This is a genomic window from Streptomyces sp. NBC_00400 (assembly GCF_036048035.1).
Lineage (GTDB): Bacteria > Actinomycetota > Actinomycetes > Streptomycetales > Streptomycetaceae > Streptomyces.
Genome location: NZ_CP107940.1, coordinates 4,057,736 through 4,077,199 on the forward strand (window position 1 = coordinate 4,057,736; position 19,464 = coordinate 4,077,199).

Genomic DNA, 19,464 nt, shown 5'->3' on the forward strand with positions numbered 1-19,464 from the left:
TGGGGAGGCAGGAACGACGGTGGCGGAACGGAGCACGGCTGCCGTCGACGTGGCTGACACAAGCGGTGAGGAACCGCTGACCGCCAAGGCGGGTAAGGCCACGGACGACGGTGCTAAGGCCGAAGAGGTATCCGGCAGGGAAAAAGACGCCGAGGGCACCGACGAGGAGCGTGCCGCGGCGATCGAAGCCCAGCCACCGGAACTGCACAGCGGCCACAAGCTTGCCAGACGCTACCGCCTCGAGGAGTGCGTCACCCGTCTGGACGGATTCAGCAGCTGGCGTGCGGTCGACGAGAAGCTGCGCCGCGCCGTCGGCGTGCACATCCTGCCGGCCGACCACCCCCGGGGCCGGCCGGTGCTGTCCGCCGCCCGTTCCTCGGCGCTGCTGGGTGACCCCCGGTTCGTCCAGGTCCTGGACGCCGTCGAGGAGAACGACCTCGTCTACGTGGTCCATGAGTGGCTGCCGGACGCCACCGAGCTCACCACGGTGCTCGCCAACGGGCCGCTGGAGCCGCACGACGCCTACCAGCTCGTCAGCCAGGTCTCCCAGGCCATGGCCGCCGCGCACCGCGAGGGCCTGTCCCATCTGCGGATCACCCCCGGCTCGGTGCTGCGCACGGAGTCCGGGCAGTACCGCATCCGTGGGCTGGCCGTCATGGCGGCGCTGCGCGGTATCACCTGCGAGCACCCGCAGCGCACGGACACCGAGGCGATCGGGGCGCTGCTCTACTCCGCGCTGACCCAGCGCTGGCCGTACGAGAACGACGCGCACGGCCTCACCGGCCTGCCCAAGGGCGTCGGGCTGATCGCACCCGACCAGGTGCGCGCCGGTGTGCACCGCGGGCTGTCCGAGCTCGCCATGCGCGCTTTGATCAACGACGGGGCCACGGCTTCCCGCCAGGAGCAGCCGTGCACCACCCCTGAGGAGCTGGCCAAGGCCGTGGCGGCCATGCCGCGTATCCGGCCTCCGGAGACCTCCTTCGCCACGCCTCCGCCGTATCAGCGCACGGGATACCAGCAGGGAAACTACCGGCAGCCGTCGGCACGCCCCGCTCAGGCGGGCCATGCGACCCAGCCGGTCGCTTCTCCGCCGCCTCCGCTGCAGAGCCGCACCGGCCGGGCGCTGAAGTGGTCCGTCTCCGCACTGCTGATCGCGGCGCTGGGGCTGGGCAGCTGGCAGCTGGCGGACACCCTGTTGAAGCGCGAGAAGGACCGGGACGATCCGGCCAACTCGCAGCCGAGCAGTGGCTCTGCCAAGAAGTCCCAGGGCAAGCCGATCAAGATCGTGGAGGCAGGGGAGTACTACCCCGACGGCCAGCCGCAGCACGCAAATCAGGCGCGGGACACGATCGACGGGAATCCCAGCACCTACTGGGGCAGCAGGGGCTATCGCGAAGGCCCTGACCTGAATCCGGCCTTCAAGAAGGGCGTCGGTCTCGTCTACGACCTCGGGTCGAAACAGCAGATAAGCGGCGCGTCGATCGGGCTTCACAACACCGGCGCATACACGATCGTGACGCTCTATGCCGCCGATTCGCTCTCCCCTTCGCAGCCGCTCAGCTCCATGCGCCGACTGGGAACGGACAAGACGTCGGGCTCGTCCGCCAAGGTCAAGCTGAAGCAGGCAAAGGCGCGCTACGTCGTGGTGTGGATCACCGCGATGCCGTATGCGCCGGGTGACGGCTACAGCAGCGCCGGGTACCGGCAAGGTGTGACAGAGGTGTCCTTCACCAGCTGAGCAGAGCGCAGGACGGCATGACTGTCCAGGACACGGTGTGGGGCTCCGGTCCGGTTTTCCGGCCGGAGCCCCACGCTCTTGGGCGCCGCTCCGTGCGGACCGTCCATGTGAGGACGGCGCAAATCGGCCACCCGCCTGCACACCGCCGCCTTTCGACAGCATTTACATTCCTGACCTGGCGGGCTTCAATTGGACCGAGATCAGGCAGCTACGGCCGGGGGGCCCGTGTCCACCGAGAGCGACAAGGCTTCGATACCAAGCGACGCCGATCTCCTTGCCCTGCACGTGAAGGGCGACCCCGACGCCTTCGGGGAGATAGTCCGCCGCCATCGCGACCGGCTCTGGGCGGTGGCACTGCGTACCCTCGGTGATCGCGAAGAGGCTGCCGACGCCGTGCAGGACGCCCTGGTCTCCGCCTATCGCGCGGCCCACACCTTCCGCGGGCAGTCCGCCGTCACGACCTGGCTGCACCGCATCACGGTCAACGCCTGCCTGGACCGAGCGCGTAAGGCCGCTTCGCGGCGTACCTCGCCCGTTGCCGAGACCGAGCGGCTGGAGCAGCTTCTCGAACCCGAGGAATCCGCCGCGGCACCCGCCGAGCGCCAGGACCTGCACCGTGAACTGCTCCGTGCCCTGCGCACTCTCCCCGAGGAACAGCGTGCTGCGCTCGTCCTCGTCGATATGCAGGGCTACCCCGTCGCCGAAGCCGCGGCGATCCTCGACATCCCCACCGGCACGGTGAAAAGCCGCTGTGCACGAGGCCGCGCCCGGCTCCTCCCCTTGGTCACCCATCTGCGCGCCGACAACGGGGGTAGCAAACCCACGAGCGGGGGAAGGAACCGGGCGCAGGGGACATCCGTCCCACCGACGGCAGGGCCGAACGACACAGGTGCCGTGAAGGGCGGAGGTGGGCGAGCGTGACGTCGATGACCGGCACGGATGAGCACCCCACAGGAGAGCACCCGGAAGTCTCCGAGCTCTCTGACCTCACCGACGGGCTGCTGTCCCCCTCTCGCAGCGCAGATGTGCGCCATCATCTCGCCGGCTGTCCGTTGTGTGATGACGTCTATGCGTCTTTGGAAGAGATCCGGGCACTGCTCGGCACCCTTCCCGGCCCGACCCGGATGCCGGCCGACGTGGCCGGCCGCATCGATGCCGCCCTTGCCGCCGAGGCACTGCTGGACGCCACCACGCCCGCCGCCGCGGCTCATGTTTCACGTGAAACAGCCACCACCCCGGTCGTGGTTTCACGTGAAACCGACAATGAGCCTCCCCACCGTGTAGGGCCGTCCACCCGGCCTGCCGGACGGCCCCGGGGGGCCTCCGGGCCGGGTCGGCAGTCGACCGGCGGCCGTTCGTCCCGTTCGCGGCGCTGGCCCCGGATTCTGCTCGGCACCGCAGCCGCCGCGGCGGTTTTCAGCTTCGGCGGCCTGCTCATCCAGAACGCCGCTGTCGACGGCTCCCAGGCAGGCCCCCATGACCGGGCCACCGCCACCCCGGAGAAGACCACAGAGGCAGCGGGCCTGACCGCCGCCACGCTTGGTTCGCATGTACACGACCTGCTGGCGTCAAAGGGCTCGCACAAGTCCCCGGACAACGGCACGCGCTCCTCTCCTGAGTCGACGCTGCGCGGCAGCGCGGACACCGTTCCGTCGTGTGTCCGCCTGGGCACCGGGCGGACGGAGGCACTGCTTGCGTCCAGCCACACCCGGTACCAGGGCAAGGACGCCTACCTCGTGGTGCTGCCGGATCCGGCCGATGCACAGCGCGTCTCCGCCTTTGTTGTCAGTTCCTCCTGCGTCTCTGCCACGCCACCGGCTCCCGGAAAGATTCTGCTGTCTCACTCGTACCAGCGAGACTGAGCGACCAGCAGTGCGCTGTGACACTCCGGGAATGCTCGCCCCGTAGGATCCGTTGGGTGGGGTGAGAGTTCCGAGAGCCCCAGCAAGCAGTCGGCAGAGACAAGGAAGACACCCGTGAGCGACGTCCGCAACGTGATCATCATTGGCTCCGGGCCCGCGGGCTACACCGCAGCGCTCTACACCGCCCGCGCGTCCCTGAAGCCGCTGGTCTTCGAAGGTGCCGTCACCGCCGGAGGCGCGCTGATGAACACCACTGACGTGGAGAACTTCCCCGGTTTCCGCGACGGCATCATGGGGCCGGACCTGATGGACAACATGCGCGCCCAGGCGGAGCGCTTCGGCGCCGAGCTGGTGCCGGACGACATCGTCTCGGTCGACCTCTCCGAGGAGATCAAGACCGTCACGGACACCGCCGGCAACGTGCACCGGGCGAAGACCGTGATCGTCAGCACCGGCTCCCAGCACCGCAAGCTCGGCCTTCCCCGTGAGGACGAGCTGTCCGGCCGTGGCGTCTCCTGGTGCGCCACCTGCGACGGGTTCTTCTTCAAGGACCAGGACATCGCCGTCATCGGTGGCGGCGACACCGCGATGGAGGAGGCCACCTTCCTCTCCCGCTTCGCCAAGTCGGTCACGGTCGTCCACCGCCGCGACACCCTGCGGGCCAGCAAGGCGATGCAGGAGCGTGCCTTCGCGGACCCGAAGATCAAGTTTGTGTGGGACAGCGACGTCGCCGAGATCCACGGTGAGAGCAAGCTCTCGGGTCTGACACTGCGCAACCGTAAGACCGGCGAGACCTCCGAGCTCCCCGTCACCGGCCTCTTCATCGCGATCGGCCACGACCCGCGTACCGAGCTGTTCAAGGGGCAGCTGAAGCTCGACGACGAGGGCTACCTCAAGGTCGATGCGCCCAGCACGCGGACCAACCTGACGGGCGTCTTCGGCGCCGGCGATGTCGTCGACCACACCTACCGCCAGGCGATCACCGCGGCCGGTACGGGCTGCTCCGCCGCCCTCGACGCCGAGCGGTTCCTCGCCGCGCTGTCGGACAGCGAGGCGGCCGAGCCGGACAAGACCGCCTCCGTCTGATTCGCGCACCCAGCTTTCCCACCACCCATCCAGTAAGGAGATTGCCATGGCCGGCGCCACGGTGACCGTCACGGACGACAACTTCGAAGAGGTCGTTCTCAAGAGCGACAAGCCTGTCCTTGTGGACTTCTGGGCCACCTGGTGCGGCCCGTGCCGCCAGGTCGCCCCGTCCCTGGAGGCAATTGCCGCCGAGCACGACGAGATCGTCATCGCCAAGCTGAACACCGACGAGAACCCGGCCACCACCGCCAAGTACGGCGTCATGTCGATCCCGACCATGAACGTCTACCAGGGCGGCGAGGTCGTGAAGACCATCGTTGGTGCCAAGCCGAAGGCGGCGATCGAGCGCGACCTGTCGGACTACCTCGCCTGAGTCACGCCACTCCGTTTCACGGGAAACGGGCCTGCCCCACCAAGGGGCGGGCCCGTTCTCTGTTTCACGGGAAACCGCATGCCCTACAACGGTCGCAGGGCCGGTTCCTTCTGCACGGCTCCCAGCAAGCGGTCGAGAGCCAGCTCGACATCTTCCTTCCACGAGATCGTGGTCCGCAGCTCAAGGCGCAGCCGGGGGAAGCGGGGATGGGGCCGTACGGTCTTGAAGCCGACCGCCAGAAGGTGATGGGCGGGCAGCACACACGCCGGCTCGCTCCAGCGGGCATCACCGAAGGCCTCGATGGCTTTGAAGCCGCGCTGGATGAGGTCCTTGGCGACCGTCTGGACCATCACGCGCCCCAGCCCCTGACCTTGGTATCCAGGGATCAGCCATGCCGTCAGCAACTGCACCGCGTCCGGTGAGACCGGGCTGGTGGGGAAGGCCGTGGAGCGCGGCACATACGCCGGCGGGGCGTACATCACGAACCCGACGGGCACCTCGTCGACATAGACCACCCGCCCGCAGGACCCCCACTCCAGCAGTACTGCCGAGATCCAGGCTTCCTTCTCCAGCTCCGGGCGTCCCGCCTTTACCGCGGCCTCGCCGCTGACGGGGTCGAGCTCCCAGAAGACACAGGAGCGGCAGCGCTTGGGAAGGTCCGGAAGGTTGTCCAACGTGAGCGGTACGAGCCGACGGCCCATGGAACCAGGTCCTCGCTTCCCTCGCCTGCCGCACCACGAAGCGCCGTCAGCGCCGCCTGCTCTCTGAGCAGACCACCGACGAATCCTCCGACAGCTGCGAGGCCGAACCCCGCTGCCAACAGTCCGGTGCGACTCACCGATTGCATGGCCCTCTCCTCGGTGTGAGGTCTCTCCACATGGATGCGTGCCATACCCGAACGCATCGTATCCACCCTTTACGGGCACGGGTACCGCAAGAGAGCAAAGGGCGGGCCGTGTTCCGGTATGAACTCCGGAACACGGCCCGCCCAGGAGCCGAGAGCATCAGCTCACTCTTCGTCGTCGTTCTCCTCGGCCAGCGACTGGCCCAGGACGCGCCCCTCACCAGGGGCGAGCGTGCCGAGGATGCGCTCCAGATCATCCATCGAGGCGAACTCGACGACGATCTTTCCCTTCTTCTGCCCCAGGTCGACCTTCACCCGGGTCTCGAAGCGATCGGACAGCCTCGATGCCAGACCCGTCAGCGCGGGAGACACCCGGGTGCCCGCCCGGGGCCCCTTGGCCTTGCTCGCGCTCTGGGGGGTCGACCCCATCAACGTGACGATCTCCTCGACGGAACGGACCGAGAGCCCCTCCGCCACGATGCGGCGCGCGAGATGGTCCTGCTCTTCCGAGTCCTCGACGGACAGCAGAGCGCGGGCATGTCCTGCGGAGAGCACACCTGCAGCGAGCCGCTTCTGCACGGACGGCGAGAGCTTCAGCAGCCGCAGCGTGTTGGAGACCTGCGGACGCGAACGCCCGATCCGGTCGGCCAGCTCGTCATGCGTGCACTTGAAGTCCTTCAGCAGCTGGTCGTAGGCGGCAGCCTCTTCCAGCGGGTTGAGCTGTGCCCGGTGGAGGTTCTCCAGAAGCGCATCGAGCAGCAGCTTCTCGTCGTCCGTGGCCCGCACGATCGCGGGAATCTTCTCCAGGCCCGCCTCACGGCACGCCCGCCAGCGGCGCTCACCCATGATGAGCTCATACCGCCCCGGTCCTGTCTGACGGACCACCACCGGCTGGAGCAGGCCCACCTCCTTGATGGAGGTGACCAGCTCGGCAAGGGCGTCCTCGTCGAAGACCTCACGCGGCTGGCGCGGGTTCGGCTTGATCGCGTCCAGTGGCACCTCGGCGAAGTGCGCGCCTGCCACTTCCGAGACACCGGCCGACGATGCCTCCGACCCTGCCGATGTCTCCGTTTCACGTGAAACAGCGTGCGTCGGCAGCGACGTCACCTTGGCGGCCGCCACTCCTCGCTCCGGGGCCAAGACCGGTGCGGACGACGATGACGCCGCTCCCTGTCCCGTGGGCCCGGCATGGTCCGTGCTCTGCGGTGCCGCGGGGATCAGCGCACCGAGCCCACGGCCCAGGCCTCTACGTCGTTCACTCACTGAGTCCCCTCCGAGATGCTGTGCTGTGCTTCATAGTTGACGCTGAGGCCCTGGCCCCCGGTCTGCGGGACCCCACGCAACGCGATCTCTCGGGCTGCTTCGAGATACGAAAGCGAGCCACTGGATCCCGGGTCATAGGTGAGCACCGTCTGCCCATAGCTGGGTGCCTCGGAGATGCGCACCGAGCGGGGAATGCTGGTACGGAGCACCTCGTGGCCGAAGTGACTGCGCACCTCGTCGGCGACCTGGGAGGCCAGCCGGGTGCGGCCGTCGTACATGGTGAGCAGGATCGTCGACACATGGAGCTTGGGGTTGAGATGCCCCCGCACCAGATCAACGTTCCGGAGCAGCTGGCCCAGCCCCTCCAGCGCGTAGTACTCGCACTGAATCGGGATCAGTACCTCGGCGCCGGCCACCAGAGCGTTGACCGTCAGCAGGCCGAGCGAGGGCGGGCAGTCGATGAAGATGTAGTCCAGCGGCTGTTCATACGCCTTGATCGCCCGGTCGAGCCGGCTCTCACGGGCCACCAGTGAGACCAGCTCGATCTCCGCACCGGCCAGATCGATCGTGGCGGGCGCGCAGAACAAGCCCTCCACGTCCACAACCGGCTGTACGACGTCGGAGAGTGGCTTGCTCTCCACGAGTACGTCGTAGATGGAGGGCACTTCGGAGTGGTGGTCGATGCCCAGCGCCGTTGACGCATTGCCCTGGGGGTCGAGATCGATCACCAGAACCCGGGCACCGTGCAGGGCCAAGGAGGCCGCCAGGTTCACCGTGGTCGTGGTCTTGCCGACCCCGCCCTTCTGGTTGGCAACCACCATGACCCGAGTCTGTTCAGGCCGGGGCAGCCCCTCACCCGCGCGGCCGAGTGCCTCCACCGCAAGCTGAGCTGCACGACCGATCGGGGTGTCGTCCATCGGGGGCGGCGTTTCACGTGAAACGTCGTCCCCGAACGACTCGCTACGGGGACCGGGGACCGGATCGGTCATCGGTCCCGCGATGTTGGCGTCGGACCGCAAGGATTCACTCTCCTCGACATCAGGCTCGCAATGTTCAGAGCCTGCCATGCTTTCGGTGTCGCGAACCAGTGAGGTCCGTTCTCCTGTGGACGAATCCACTTCTGTGGATACTTCCCTGACCCTTGTGGGTCTACGGTCGCGGGGCGCGGCGGCCGCACGACCACGGTCGATGATCCCTTGCAGTAGAGAACGACGTTTCACGTGAAACACGATGCCAGCGTCACGCCTGAATCGGCCGCGACACTCCGTCTTGTGTCGTTTTGATGGCATTGAGGGCTTTTGTCGTTTCCCTCTTCACGGAACGGCACCCCGAGGCATCCCTGCCGGTCTGTAGCGCTCCGGCACAGGGCGTCAGCGCCGGCGGCCCCTTGATGCCCGGCCCACCCGAGCCGCCTTGGCTCGCTTGGCCGCAAAGCGCACACCGCCGGGACTCTCACCCACCTCGACCCGTACCACGGTCGACGGCGGATCCACGATGCCCTCGCCCACGTGCACCACGGAGGTCTCCACGACGCCCAGCTTGCTCAGCGCCGCCCGGGCTCCCTTGAGCTCCTCCTCCGCGGCATCGCCCTTGAGCGCCAGCATCTCGCCGTAAGGGCGCAGCAGCGGAACGCCCCAGCCGGCCAGCCGGTCGAGCGGGGCGACGGCACGCGCCGTCACCACATGCACCTGGGGCAGCTTCCCCATCACCTCTTCGGCCCGCCCGCGCACGACCGTGACATGATCCAGCCCCAGCAGCTCGACGACTTCCTGAAGGAAGTTCGTACGCCGCAGCAGTGGCTCCAGCAGCGTGATCTTCAAATCCGGGCGCACCAGAGCCAGCGGGATACCGGGCAGTCCGGCCCCCGAGCCCACATCGCAGACCGAGACGCCCTCGGGCACGACCTCGGAGAGCACCGCGCAGTTCAACAGATGCCGCTCCCACAGCCGCGGCACCTCACGCGGGCCGATGAGCCCACGCTTCACCCCGGCGTCGGCGAGCAGTTCGCCGTACCGCACGGCCTCCGCAAAACGCTCGCCGAAAACCTCCTCCGCCGCCTTCGGCGCAGGAGGGAGCTCCGCTGCTGCCTCCGTCACGGGAACCGCCCTTCCTTTGGACTGCTTTTCCTGCCGGGAACCCGGGGTTACGCCCCCGGGATAACACAGAACGCTGACAACTTTTGGCCCCGCCTGCGAGCAGACGGGGCCAAAGAAAAACGGGAGCGCTGAGTGGTCAGGCCGGGAGAACAACCACTCGGCGCTGCGGCTCCTCGCCCTCGGACTCGCTCTGGAGTCCGGCCGCCGCCACCGCGTCGTGGACGACCTTGCGCTCGAACGGCGTCATGGGGTCGAGCTTCACCGGCTCACCGGTGCCCTTGACCTCTTCCGCGGCCTTCGCACCGATCTCCGCGAGCTCCTCGCGCTTACGCGCCCGGAAGCCGGCGATGTCCAGCATCAGACGGCTGCGGTCACCGGTTTCACGGTGCACGGCCAGCCGGGTCAGCTCCTGCAGGGCCTCCAGCACCTCACCGTCGCGGCCCACCAGCTTCTGCAGGTCACGGCCGGTCGAGTCACTGATGATCGACACAGCGGCACGGTCGGCCTCGACATCCATGTCGATGTCACCGTCGAGGTCGGCGATGTCCAGCAGACCCTCGAGGTAGTCGGCCGCGATCTCGCCTTCCTGCTCCAGGCGGGTCAGGGTGTCGGTGCCCTTGGTGGCAGGGGTCGTGTCCGTCACGAAAGGACTCCTTCTTACTTCTTGGACGGGTGCTTGGGGCGCTGCGGGCCCTTGCGCTGACCGGACTTGGTGGTGCGGGACCCGGAGGCGCCGCCCTTCTCCTTGTCCTCCTGCGCGTCCTTCTTCTCCAGCGACTGCTTCTTCGCAGCACCCTGTCCGGCGCCCGTGCCACCCGAAGCGGATCCGGCACGCGTACGGTTCTGCGCACCGTCGGCCGGTGCCGCGCCGCCGGTCTGCCGCTGGGACTTCGTCTGGCGCTTGGGCTGCTGGCGGTTGTGGCGCGCCTCCTCGGCGGCCTGCTTCGCCTCGACGACGGCCGGGTCCTCGACGATCTTGCCGGCGGCACGCAGCCGCTCCTGGCGCTCCGCGAAGGCCTTGCTGCCCGGGGTCGGGTTACGACGGATGACGAACATCTGCTGGCCCATGGTCCACACGTTGGTGGTCAGCCAGTAGACGAGAACACCGACGGGGAAGTTGATGCCGAAGACGGCGAACATGATGGGGAAGACGTACATCAGCATCTTCTGCTGCTGCATGAACGGCGTCTTCACCGTGAGGTCGACGTTCTTGGTCATCAGCTGGCGCTGCGTGTAGAACTGCGACGCCGACATCAGGACGATCATGATGATCGTGACCACGCGGACGTCGACCACGGAAGCACCGAGGCTCTGGATCTTCTCCGCGCTGTCCATGAACTTCGCCGCCAGCGGCGCACCGAAGATGTGCGCCTTCTGCGCGCTCTCCAGCAGCGGCTGGTCGATGACGCCGACCGTCTTGTTCTGCGCGATGTGGCTCAGGACCTGGTACAGCGAGATGAAGAACGGCGACTGGGCCAGAATCGGGAGACAGCTCGAGAGCGGGTTGGTGCCCGTCTCCTTGTAAAGCTTCATCATCTCTTCGGACTGGCGCTGCTTGTCGTTCTTGTAGCGCTCCTGGATCGCCTTCATCTTCGGCTGGAGCGCCTGCATGTTCCGCGTCGACTTGATCTGCTTCACAAAGAGCGGGATCAGGCAGATACGGATCAGCACCACCAGCGAGACGATGGACAGACCCCACGCCGCGCCACTGTTCTTGTCAAAGATGAGGCTGTAGAACGAGTGGAACTGGACGATGATCCAGGAAACAGCGATATAGAGGGGACCGAGGATCGTGTCCACGAATCAGGCTCCTTGGGCGTTGGGCTGAGTCTCGGGCTGGGCGACAGGCTCAGGGACGGTGGGCCCGCCCAGGCGGCTCCTCAGCCGCTGATGCCAAACCGGACGCTTCCGGGGAGGGACGTGGTCGACGCCACCGAGCGACCACGGATTGCATCGCAGGATGCGCCAGGCTGTCAGCGCAGTCCCTTTCACCGCACCGTGCCGGTCGATGGCCGTGTAGCCATAGTGCGAGCACGACGGGTAGTACTTGCAGACCGGTCCCAGCAAGGGGCTGATGGTCCACTGGTAGATCTTGATCAAAAGCAGCAGCGGGTACTTCACTGTGCGCTCCCTCCCGGGTCCCGTCCGGGGTTCCGGGGGCCCGCGGCGGAACCGCCGCCGGTCACGGCCCCCGGGGGATGGCAGCCTCTCGGCACCCCTCCCAGCAGCCGCTCAAGGGCGGCATCCAGGTCGCGGGCCAGCTGGTCGTGTTCCGCATCACCCGCGCAGGGCAGGGCCCGTACGACAACCAGGCTACCGGCGGGCAGCCGGTCCAGCCGGTCGCGCATCAGATGCCGAAGCCTGCGCTGGACCTTGTTGCGTACGACGGCGTTGCCCACTGCCTTGCTCACGACGAAACCCGCACGTGCCGGGGGAACACTTTCCCCCGACCCGTGCGGGTCCGTTGCACCGCTGCGGAAATGAACGACAAGGAGCGGGCGCCCGGCCCTGCGTCCCCGGCGTACCGCGGTCGCAAAGTCCTCGCGCCGCCTCAGCCGATTCTCGGTAGGCAGCACGTCATGGACCTAGGTTCAGGCTGCTCAGGCCGACAGGCGGGCGCGACCCTTGCCACGGCGGGACGCGAGAATCGCGCGGCCGGCGCGGGTCCGCATGCGCAGACGGAAGCCGTGGGTCTTCGCGCGGCGGCGGTTGTTCGGCTGGAAGGTGCGCTTGCTCACTCGGGGGCTCCAGGAATGCTTGTTGTCTCAAGGAGAGACAGATGTGGGGCGTCGACTGGCTGTCACCGTGCGCCCACGAGTAGCTCGCAACGCCTAAGTGCACCGCTACACGATCACTCGAGCGTGATCTTTGCCCATCGGAGGCAGGCGGCAGCAGCCATCGACAACTCGACCTGGTCACGGTACGCGCGGCTACGCCATCCGGTCAAACCGGCTCCTCGGCGGCACCGAGCAGCCTCTCGCCAGGACACACTATGCACAGCCTGTGGACAACAACTTGAATCCCCAGGCCCGCCCTGACTACCGTGGCTGAACTCCGATTCCTTCCCGCCCGTCCTGAGAATCACACATTCGTGGGACTGCTGAGAGAGCGTGCCCCGTGGCTGATGTACCTGCCGATCTTGCCGCAGTGTGGCCGCGCGTGCTCGACCATCTCCTTCGCGCGGAGGCCGACGGGCTCAAGCCCAAGGACCAGGACTGGCTCAAGCGCACCCAGCCGCTGGCGCTGGTCGCCGACACCGCGCTGCTCGCCGTCCCCAATGAGTTCGCCAAGGGCGTGCTGGAAGGCCGGCTGGCGCCGCTGATCGGGGAGGCTCTGAGCCATGAGTGCGGCCGCCCGATCCGGATCGCGATCACCGTTGACGACTCCTCCGAGGAGCCCCCGGCGCCGCCCGCGCCCCCGCACCAGTCCCCCCAGCACCAGTCGTCGCCTCAGCAGCACGCCCCGCACTCTCAGCAGTCGCATCAGGCACAGCAGCAACACGATGTCTACGACGGATACGAAGCGCGGCACGACAACCGCCACGAGAGCCGTCACGACAACCGGCACGACAACCGGCAGGGCTACGGGCACCAGGGCGAGGACCTGCCCGGCGTGCGCCCCGCCTATCCGGACTACCAGCAGCCCCGGCACGAGCCCGGCGGCTGGCCGCAGCACTCCTCCGGTATGGCCGGCGGCCCCGGCCCGCGCGATGACTACGGCTGGCAGCAGCAGCACCTCGGCGGCTACCCCGAGCGCGACCCCTACGCCTCCCCTTCGTCCCATGTGTCGCAGCATCAGCAGCGGCAGAACGACTACCGCGGGCAGGCGCCCGACCGCAGCGGGCCGCCGCAGCACTCCGACGCCCGCTCCCCTTACGACCCGCCGCGCCGCGACCTCTCCGAGCACCAGCCCGGCGGGCACAACGGCCGCTCGGGCGCTCCCGGCTCCGGCCCCGGCGCCGTGCTTCCGGCGCCCAGCGGTGCGCCCAGCCCGCTCGCCGCACAGCCCGCACCGGCGACCGGCCCCGGTGAGCCGACCGCGCGGCTGAACCCGAAGTACCTCTTCGACACCTTCGTCATCGGTGCCTCGAACCGCTTTGCGCACGCCGCCGCGGTCGCCGTCGCCGAGGCGCCGGCCAAGGCGTACAACCCGCTGTTCATCTACGGGGAGTCCGGACTCGGCAAGACCCATCTGCTGCATGCCATCGGGCACTACGCGCGGAGTCTGTACCCGGGCACCCGGGTGCGGTACGTGAGCTCGGAGGAGTTCACCAACGAGTTCATCAACTCCATCCGCGACGGCAAGGCGGACGCGTTCCGCAAGCGCTACCGCGACATGGACATCCTGCTGGTCGACGACATCCAGTTCCTGGCGAGCAAGGAGTCGACGCAGGAGGAGTTCTTCCACACCTTCAATACGCTGCACAACGCGAACAAGCAGATCGTGCTCTCCAGTGACCGGCCGCCCAAGCAACTGGTCACCCTGGAGGACCGGCTGCGCAACCGCTTCGAGTGGGGCCTGATCACCGACGTCCAGCCGCCCGAGCTGGAGACCCGGATCGCGATCCTGCGCAAGAAGGCGGTCCAGGAGCAGCTGAACGCGCCGCCGGAGGTGCTGGAGTTCATCGCCTCCCGTATCTCGCGCAACATCCGTGAGCTGGAGGGCGCGCTGATCCGGGTCACCGCGTTCGCCTCGCTCAACCGGCAGCCGGTGGACCTGGGGCTGACCGAGATCGTGCTCAAGGACCTGATCCCCGGGGGCGAGGACGCCGCGCCGGAGATCACCGCGACCGCGATCATGGCCTCGACGGCCGACTACTTCGGGCTGACCATCGACGACCTGTGCGGCTCGTCACGCAGCCGGGTGCTGGTGACCGCCCGCCAGATCGCCATGTATCTGTGCCGCGAGCTGACCGATCTCTCCCTGCCGAAGATCGGCGCGCAGTTCGGCGGCCGGGACCATACGACCGTGATGCACGCCGACCGCAAGATCCGCGCGCTGATGGCCGAGCGGCGCTCGATCTACAACCAGGTCACCGAGCTGACCAACCGCATCAAGAACGGCTGAGGCCGGCCACCGCTGCTCCACCGGCCACCGCAGGACGTCCCAGGGCGCTCCGGATCCGTTCCGGCAGCGCCCTTCGTCGTACGGGGCCGGCCGTTCGGCGAAGACCGTGCCTGCCCGGAGACCGAGCGTCCGTGTCTCCCCACGGGCCAAGCGCTCGTGTCTCTCCGCAGACGAAGTGCCCGCCTCTCTCCCCACCCGACCGTTGCCCGCGCCCTGTGTGCGCCCCCGAGCAAGGCTTCCGAGTGCTCCTGAACGCGTCACGCGCCGCTCCCGAGGCCGCCTCGCGACGCCCCCTGGCCCCTGTGGCGGCCCCCTCCGATCCGCCCCGCCGCCGTCCCAAACCTGTGGAGCGCGCCTGCCGTGTTCGATTCCGCGGCCGGTCACGGCCTCTCTCCACAGATTGGGCAAGAATCTTCCGTCCACATCCTGGGGAGGGGAAAGTTATCCCTGTGGGATCCACAGGCCGGTGTTCTGACGGGGCATCGGAGGAGGTCAGCCGCGTGTGGATTTGTGGCCAACCTTCCTCCACAGGGTGTGGACAGCGAATTCGTCCACAGGGAAGACCGCATCTTGTCCACCGCCCGCCCACAGGCAAGCCGCTGTTGTCCCCAACGATCACCGGCTTCTCCACATCGCTGTCCACTGTTCGGCAACACAACACCCGCCCTCACCGGGCCGAGTGAAAGCGGTCACACCAAGGTGATGGATTGGGCTGTGGGGAACGGGGGTAAAGCTGGGGACGGCGCTGGGGAGAACTACCCGTCCCCTGTGCATCGGGTGTGCAGAACTTCCGGCGGTCCACAGAGCCACCGGCTTTTCCACGACCGCCACCCACAGGGGCAGTGGACAAAAAATCCGCGTTGACCTGCGCAAAAACAGTTGTCCACGGTTTCCACAGCCCCTACTACTACGACCACGGATATCTACCGGGGAACTCGTTCGGAAACGGGGCCTGTGCACAAGTTGGCCGCCGGGCGTCCGGCACCGGTCGAGCCGACTTGACCCCGAGCCGCACCGACTGTCGGTGGCGTGCGTCAGACTGGTCTCCGGCAACCCAGCCGACGACGAAGGCCAGCAGGGCGAGAGCCAGCAACAGCAGGAGGCGGTTTCCGGTGAAGATCCGGGTGGAGCGCGATGTACTCGCGGAGGCAGTGGCCTGGGCGGCCAAGAGCCTCCCGGCCCGTCCGCCGGTGCCCGTCCTCGCGGGCCTGCTGCTGAAGGCGGAGGAGGGCGCGCTGAGCCTTTCCGGCTTCGACTACGAGGTCTCCGCGCGGGTCTCGGTGGAAGCAGAGGTGGAAGAGGAGGGCACGGTCCTCGTCTCCGGCCGGCTGCTCGCCGACATCTGCCGTGCGCTCCCCAACCGCCCGGTGGAGATTTCCACCGACGGTGTACGGGTGACCGTCGTCTGCGGCTCCTCGCGCTTCACCCTCCACACCCTTCCTGTGGAGGAGTACCCGTCCCTGCCGACGATGCCCACCGCCACCGGCACCGTCCCCGGTGAGGTCTTCGCCGCGGCCGCCGCCCAGGTCGCCATCGCCGCCGGCCGTGACGACACCCTTCCGGTGCTCACCGGCGTACGGATCGAGATCGAGGGCGACACCGTCACCCTGGCCTCCACCGACCGCTACCGCTTCGCGGTGCGCGAGTTCCTGTGGAAGCCGGAGAGCCCGGACGCCTCCGCGGTCGCGCTGGTCCCCGCCAAGACGCTGCTGGACACCGCCAAGTCCCTGAGCAGCGGCGACACCGTCACGCTCGCGCTGTCCGGCTCCGGCCAGGGCGAGGGCCTGATCGGTTTCGAGGGCGCCGGGCGGCGGACGACGACGCGTCTGCTGGAAGGCGACCTGCCGAAGTACCGCACCCTCTTCCCGACCGAGTTCAATTCGGTCGCCGTGATCGAGACCGCCCCGTTCGTCGAGGCCGTCAAGCGTGTGGCGCTGGTGGCCGAGCGGAACACCCCGGTCCGGCTGAGCTTCGAGCAGGGCGTGCTGATCCTGGAGGCCGGCTCCAGCGACGATGCACAGGCTGTGGAGCGGGTGGACGCCGACCTGGACGGCGACGACATCTCGATCGCCTTCAACCCGGGCTTCCTCCTGGAGGGCCTGTCGGCCATCGACTCCCCGGTGGCGCAGCTGTCCTTCACGACCTCGACCAAGCCCGCGCTGCTGAGCGGCCGGCCGGCCAAGGACGCCGAGGCGGACGACGCGTACAAGTACCTGATCATGCCGGTGCGGCTCTCGGGCTGACGGCCGGAGTGCAGGGGTGGCGGCTGTCCGGCGGACACCGGACGGCGCCCCGGCCGCGCGCCGTGCGGCGACCGGCTGACGGGCCCCTGATGAGCGGCTGAGCCCACAGGTGTGCGCGGACCTGCGGGCGTAGGCTCGGACCCGGGTACGAACAGCAACGACTACGTGCAAAGAGGGTCTGTGATGGAGCTCGGTCTCGTCGGTCTCGGCAAGATGGGCGGCAATATGCGCGAGCGCATTCGCCGCGCCGGCCACACCGTCATCGGATACGACCGCAACCCCGACGTGGCGGATGTCAACAGCCTTCAGGGGCTGGTGGACAAGCTCAAGGGGCCGCGGGTGGTCTGGGTCATGGTGCCGGCCGGTGCCGCCACCCAGTCCACGATCGACGAGCTGGCCGAGCTGCTGTCGCCGGGCGACATCGTCGTGGACGGCGGCAACTCCCGCTGGACCGACGACGAGAAGCACGCCGAGGAGCTGAAGGCCAAGGGCATCGGCTTCGTCGACTGCGGTGTCTCCGGCGGCGTCTGGGGCCTGGAGAACGGCTATGCGCTGATGTACGGCGGCGACAAGGACGATGTCGCCAAGGTGCAGCCCGTCTTCGATGCCCTCAAGCCCGAGGGCGAGTTCGGCTCGGTGCACGCCGGCAAGGTCGGCGCCGGCCACTTCGCGAAGATGGTCCACAACGGCATCGAGTACGCCATGATGCAGGCCTTCGCCGAGGGCTGGGAGCTGCTGGAGAAGGTCGACTCCGTCACCGACGTGCGCAGCATCTTCCGCTCCTGGCAGGAGGGCACGGTCATCCGCTCCTGGCTGCTCGACCTGGCCGTCAACGCCCTCGACGACGACGAGCACCTGGAGAAGCTGCGCGGCTACGCCGCCGACTCCGGCGAGGGCCGCTGGACGGTCGAGGCCGCGATCGACCACGCCGTGCCGCTGCCGGCGATCACGGCCTCGCTCTTCGCGCGCTTCGGGTCCCGGCAGGACGACTCCCCGCAGATGAAGATGATCGCCGCGCTGCGCAACCAGTTCGGTGGCCACGCGGTCGAGAACAAGAAGTAGCAAGAAGCAGTAACCACCGCAGCAACCGGTAGCAACCGCCGGGGGAGGTCGGCGCCCAGCCATGCACATCACGCATCTGTCCCTCGCCGACTTCCGCTCGTACGCCCGGGTCGAGGTTCCGCTCGACCCGGGCGTCACGGCTTTCGTGGGCCCCAACGGCCAGGGCAAGACCAACCTGGTCGAAGCGGTCGGCTATCTGGCCACGCTCGGCAGCCACCGGGTCTCCTCGGACGCCCCGCTGGTGCGGATGGGCGCCGAGCGGGCGGTCATCCGGGCCGCGGTCGTCCAGGGCGAGCGGCAGCAGCTGGTCGAGCTGGAGCTCAACCCGGGCAAGGCCAACCGCGCCAGGATCAACAGGTCGTCGCAGGTCAAGCCGCGGGACGTGCTGGGGATCGTCCGGACGGTGCTGTTCGCGCCGGAGGACCTGGCGCTGGTCAAGGGCGATCCGGGCGAGCGGCGGCGGTTCCTGGACGAGCTGATCACCGCGCGCTCGCCGCGGATGGCCGGGGTGCGCTCGGACTACGACCGCGTCCTCAAGCAGCGCAACACCCTGTTGAAGACCGCGGCGCTGGCGCGCAGGCACGGCGGGCGGCAGATGGACCTGTCGACGCTGGACGTGTGGGACCAGCATCTGGCCCGCGCGGGCGCCGAGCTGCTGGCGCAGCGGCTCGATCTGATCGCCGCGCTGCAGCCGCTCGCGGACAAGGCGTATGAGCAGCTGGCGCCGGGCGGCGGGCCGCTGGCCCTGGAGTACCGCGGCTCGGCGGGCGAGGCGATGGCCGCCGCCGCGAACCGCGAGGAGCTGTACGGCGTGCTGCTGGCGGCGCTCGGCGAGGCCCGTAAGGGAGAGATCGAGCGCGGGGTGACGCTGGTCGGCCCGCACCGCGACGATCTGGTGCTCAAGCTGGGGCAGCTCCCGGCGAAGGGGTACGCCAGCCATGGCGAGTCCTGGTCGTACGCGCTCGCGCTGCGACTGGCCTCGTACGACCTGCTGCGGGCCGAGGGCAATGAGCCGGTGCTGGTGCTCGACGACGTCTTCGCCGAGCTGGACGCGCGGCGCCGCGAGCGGCTGGCGGAGCTGGTGGCCCCGGGCGAGCAGGTGCTGGTGACGGCCGCGGTGGACGACGATGTGCCGGGTGCCCTGGCCGGGGCGCGCTATGCGGTGTCCGGCGGCGCCGCGGAGAAGGTGACCCCGTGAGCGAGGAGCAGGCCGGCCCGCCCAAGCCTTCCCCTGAGCTCTCCGGTGTGGATCTGGCCCGGCAGGCGCTGGTCGCCGCCAAGGAGCAGGCGCGTGCGCGGGGCGCAGCCGCGCAGCAGAAGAAGCAGGCCAGGCGCGGGGGGCTGCGCTCCGGCGCGCGGGCGGACGGCCGCGACCCGCTGCCGCTCGGTGCGGCGATCAACCGGCTGATCACGGAACGCGGCTGGGAGACCCCGGCCGCCGTCGGCGGGGTGATGGGGCGCTGGCCGCAGCTGGTCGGGCCCGAGGTGGCGCAGCACTGCGAGCCGCAGAAGTACGACGAGGACGCCCGGGTCCTGACCGTCCAGTGCGATTCGACGGCCTGGGCGACGCAGCTGCGGCTGCTGGCCCCGACGCTGGTCGCCCGCCTCAACGAGGACCTGGGCCACGGCACCGTAAAGGTGATCAAGGTGCTGGGTCCCGGGGGCCCCGCGCGCCGGTACGGATCGCTGCGGGCACCGGGCAGCAAGGGCCCCGGCGACACCTACGGATGACCCCTGTGACCTGCCTCTACGGGTGAGGCGGATGAGACTCCGCTCACGGTAGCCGCCGGTTGACAGTCCGAAGCGCTGAGTGCCCGTGTGAGCGTCCTG

At 68.6% G+C, this 19,464-nt stretch carries 18 protein-coding genes and 1 pseudogene; 10 read left to right on the plus strand and 9 right to left on the minus strand.

Going from position 1 to position 19,464, the window contains the following annotated elements; translation table 11 throughout:
- The first annotated feature begins 19 nt into the window (after positions 1-19).
- The 5 genes from OHS81_RS17605 (at position 20) to trxA (ending at position 5,059) form a co-directional block, all read left to right on the plus strand.
- Positions 20-1,738: a serine/threonine protein kinase gene (locus OHS81_RS17605; protein ID WP_328385698.1), complete on the plus strand. Its 1,719-nt coding sequence runs from the start codon at positions 20-22 to the stop codon at positions 1,736-1,738.
- A 225-nt stretch (positions 1,739-1,963) separates the two neighbouring features.
- On the plus strand, positions 1,964-2,659 hold the full coding sequence (gene sigM, locus OHS81_RS17610; protein ID WP_328385699.1) for an RNA polymerase sigma factor SigM: 696 nt from the start codon (positions 1,964-1,966) through the stop codon (positions 2,657-2,659).
- The gene (locus tag OHS81_RS17615; protein WP_443058717.1) at positions 2,656-3,600 is read left to right on the plus strand and encodes an anti-sigma factor family protein; all 945 of its coding nucleotides are present in this window, start codon (positions 2,656-2,658) and stop codon (positions 3,598-3,600) included. Before sigM ends, OHS81_RS17615 begins: the two co-directional genes overlap by 4 nt.
- A 114-nt stretch (positions 3,601-3,714) precedes the next feature.
- Entirely contained in the window at positions 3,715-4,686 is a 972-nt protein-coding gene (trxB, locus tag OHS81_RS17620; protein WP_311622972.1) for a thioredoxin-disulfide reductase, read from the plus strand.
- Positions 4,687-4,732: 46 nt separating this feature from the next.
- Positions 4,733-5,059 (plus strand): thioredoxin, encoded by a 327-nt coding sequence (gene trxA, locus OHS81_RS17625; RefSeq protein ID WP_030075727.1) that lies wholly within the window; start codon positions 4,733-4,735, stop codon positions 5,057-5,059.
- An 83-nt stretch (positions 5,060-5,142) separates the two neighbouring features.
- Here the strand turns inward: trxA and OHS81_RS17630 are convergent, their stop codons facing one another.
- From OHS81_RS17630 to rpmH, 9 genes and pseudogenes are all read right to left on the minus strand, one after another.
- Positions 5,143-5,760, minus strand: a complete 618-nt coding sequence (locus tag OHS81_RS17630) for a GNAT family N-acetyltransferase (protein ID WP_129295315.1) — start codon at positions 5,758-5,760, stop codon at positions 5,143-5,145.
- 308 nt (positions 5,761-6,068) lie between these two features.
- On the minus strand, positions 6,069-7,166 hold the full coding sequence (locus OHS81_RS17635; protein WP_328385700.1) for a ParB/RepB/Spo0J family partition protein: 1,098 nt from the start codon (positions 7,164-7,166) through the stop codon (positions 6,069-6,071).
- A complete protein-coding gene (locus OHS81_RS17640; protein ID WP_328385701.1) occupies positions 7,163-8,233 on the minus strand; it encodes an AAA family ATPase in 1,071 nt (356 codons plus the stop codon). The genes OHS81_RS17635 and OHS81_RS17640 overlap by 4 nt, the downstream gene beginning before the upstream one ends.
- A 303-nt stretch (positions 8,234-8,536) precedes the next feature.
- Complete coding sequence (gene rsmG, locus OHS81_RS17645; RefSeq protein WP_088798842.1) at positions 8,537-9,262, minus strand: 16S rRNA (guanine(527)-N(7))-methyltransferase RsmG; 726 nt, start codon at positions 9,260-9,262, stop codon at positions 8,537-8,539.
- 136 nt (positions 9,263-9,398) lie between these two features.
- The gene (locus tag OHS81_RS17650; RefSeq protein WP_328385702.1) at positions 9,399-9,905 is read right to left on the minus strand and encodes a Jag family protein; all 507 of its coding nucleotides are present in this window, start codon (positions 9,903-9,905) and stop codon (positions 9,399-9,401) included.
- 14 nt (positions 9,906-9,919) lie between these two features.
- Positions 9,920-11,062, minus strand: a complete 1,143-nt coding sequence (gene yidC / locus OHS81_RS17655; protein WP_328385703.1) for a membrane protein insertase YidC — start codon at positions 11,060-11,062, stop codon at positions 9,920-9,922.
- A gap of 3 nt (positions 11,063-11,065) precedes the next feature.
- Complete coding sequence (gene yidD, locus OHS81_RS17660; RefSeq protein WP_006604423.1) at positions 11,066-11,383, minus strand: membrane protein insertion efficiency factor YidD; 318 nt, start codon at positions 11,381-11,383, stop codon at positions 11,066-11,068.
- Positions 11,384-11,469: 86 nt separating this feature from the next.
- Positions 11,470-11,838, minus strand: a pseudogene (gene rnpA, locus OHS81_RS17665) (ribonuclease P protein component); the annotation flags it as partial.
- Positions 11,839-11,862: 24 nt separating this feature from the next.
- On the minus strand, positions 11,863-12,000 hold the full coding sequence (gene rpmH, locus OHS81_RS17670; RefSeq protein ID WP_003949374.1) for a 50S ribosomal protein L34: 138 nt from the start codon (positions 11,998-12,000) through the stop codon (positions 11,863-11,865).
- A gap of 379 nt (positions 12,001-12,379) precedes the next feature.
- Here rpmH and dnaA point away from each other — a divergent pair, with 379 nt between their 5' ends.
- The 5 genes from dnaA (at position 12,380) to OHS81_RS17695 (ending at position 19,365) form a co-directional block, all read left to right on the plus strand.
- The gene (gene dnaA, locus OHS81_RS17675) at positions 12,380-14,329 is read left to right on the plus strand and encodes a chromosomal replication initiator protein DnaA (protein ID WP_328385705.1); all 1,950 of its coding nucleotides are present in this window, start codon (positions 12,380-12,382) and stop codon (positions 14,327-14,329) included.
- A gap of 1,112 nt (positions 14,330-15,441) precedes the next feature.
- Positions 15,442-16,572, plus strand: a complete 1,131-nt coding sequence (dnaN, locus tag OHS81_RS17680; RefSeq protein ID WP_328385706.1) for a DNA polymerase III subunit beta — start codon at positions 15,442-15,444, stop codon at positions 16,570-16,572.
- A gap of 183 nt (positions 16,573-16,755) precedes the next feature.
- A complete protein-coding gene (gene gnd, locus OHS81_RS17685; protein ID WP_328385707.1) occupies positions 16,756-17,634 on the plus strand; it encodes a phosphogluconate dehydrogenase (NAD(+)-dependent, decarboxylating) in 879 nt (292 codons plus the stop codon).
- A gap of 61 nt (positions 17,635-17,695) precedes the next feature.
- Positions 17,696-18,832, plus strand: coding sequence for a DNA replication/repair protein RecF (recF, locus tag OHS81_RS17690; protein ID WP_328385708.1), 1,137 nt, complete (start codon positions 17,696-17,698; stop codon positions 18,830-18,832).
- A complete protein-coding gene (locus tag OHS81_RS17695; protein ID WP_328385709.1) occupies positions 18,829-19,365 on the plus strand; it encodes a DUF721 domain-containing protein in 537 nt (178 codons plus the stop codon). Before recF ends, OHS81_RS17695 begins: the two co-directional genes overlap by 4 nt.
- The last annotated feature ends 99 nt before the right edge of the window (positions 19,366-19,464 follow it).

Coding starts and splice junctions, on each gene's coding strand:
- trxA (WP_030075727.1), top strand. CDS start 4,733: ATGGCCGGCGCCACGGTGACCGTCACGGACGACAACTTCGAAGAGGTC.
- OHS81_RS17630 (WP_129295315.1), bottom strand. CDS start 5,760: ATGGGCCGTCGGCTCGTACCGCTCACGTTGGACAACCTTCCGGACCTT.
- OHS81_RS17640 (WP_328385701.1), bottom strand. CDS start 8,233: ATGGCAGGCTCTGAACATTGCGAGCCTGATGTCGAGGAGAGTGAATCC.
- gnd (WP_328385707.1), top strand. CDS start 16,756: ATGGAGCTCGGTCTCGTCGGTCTCGGCAAGATGGGCGGCAATATGCGC.
- recF (WP_328385708.1), top strand. CDS start 17,696: ATGCACATCACGCATCTGTCCCTCGCCGACTTCCGCTCGTACGCCCGG.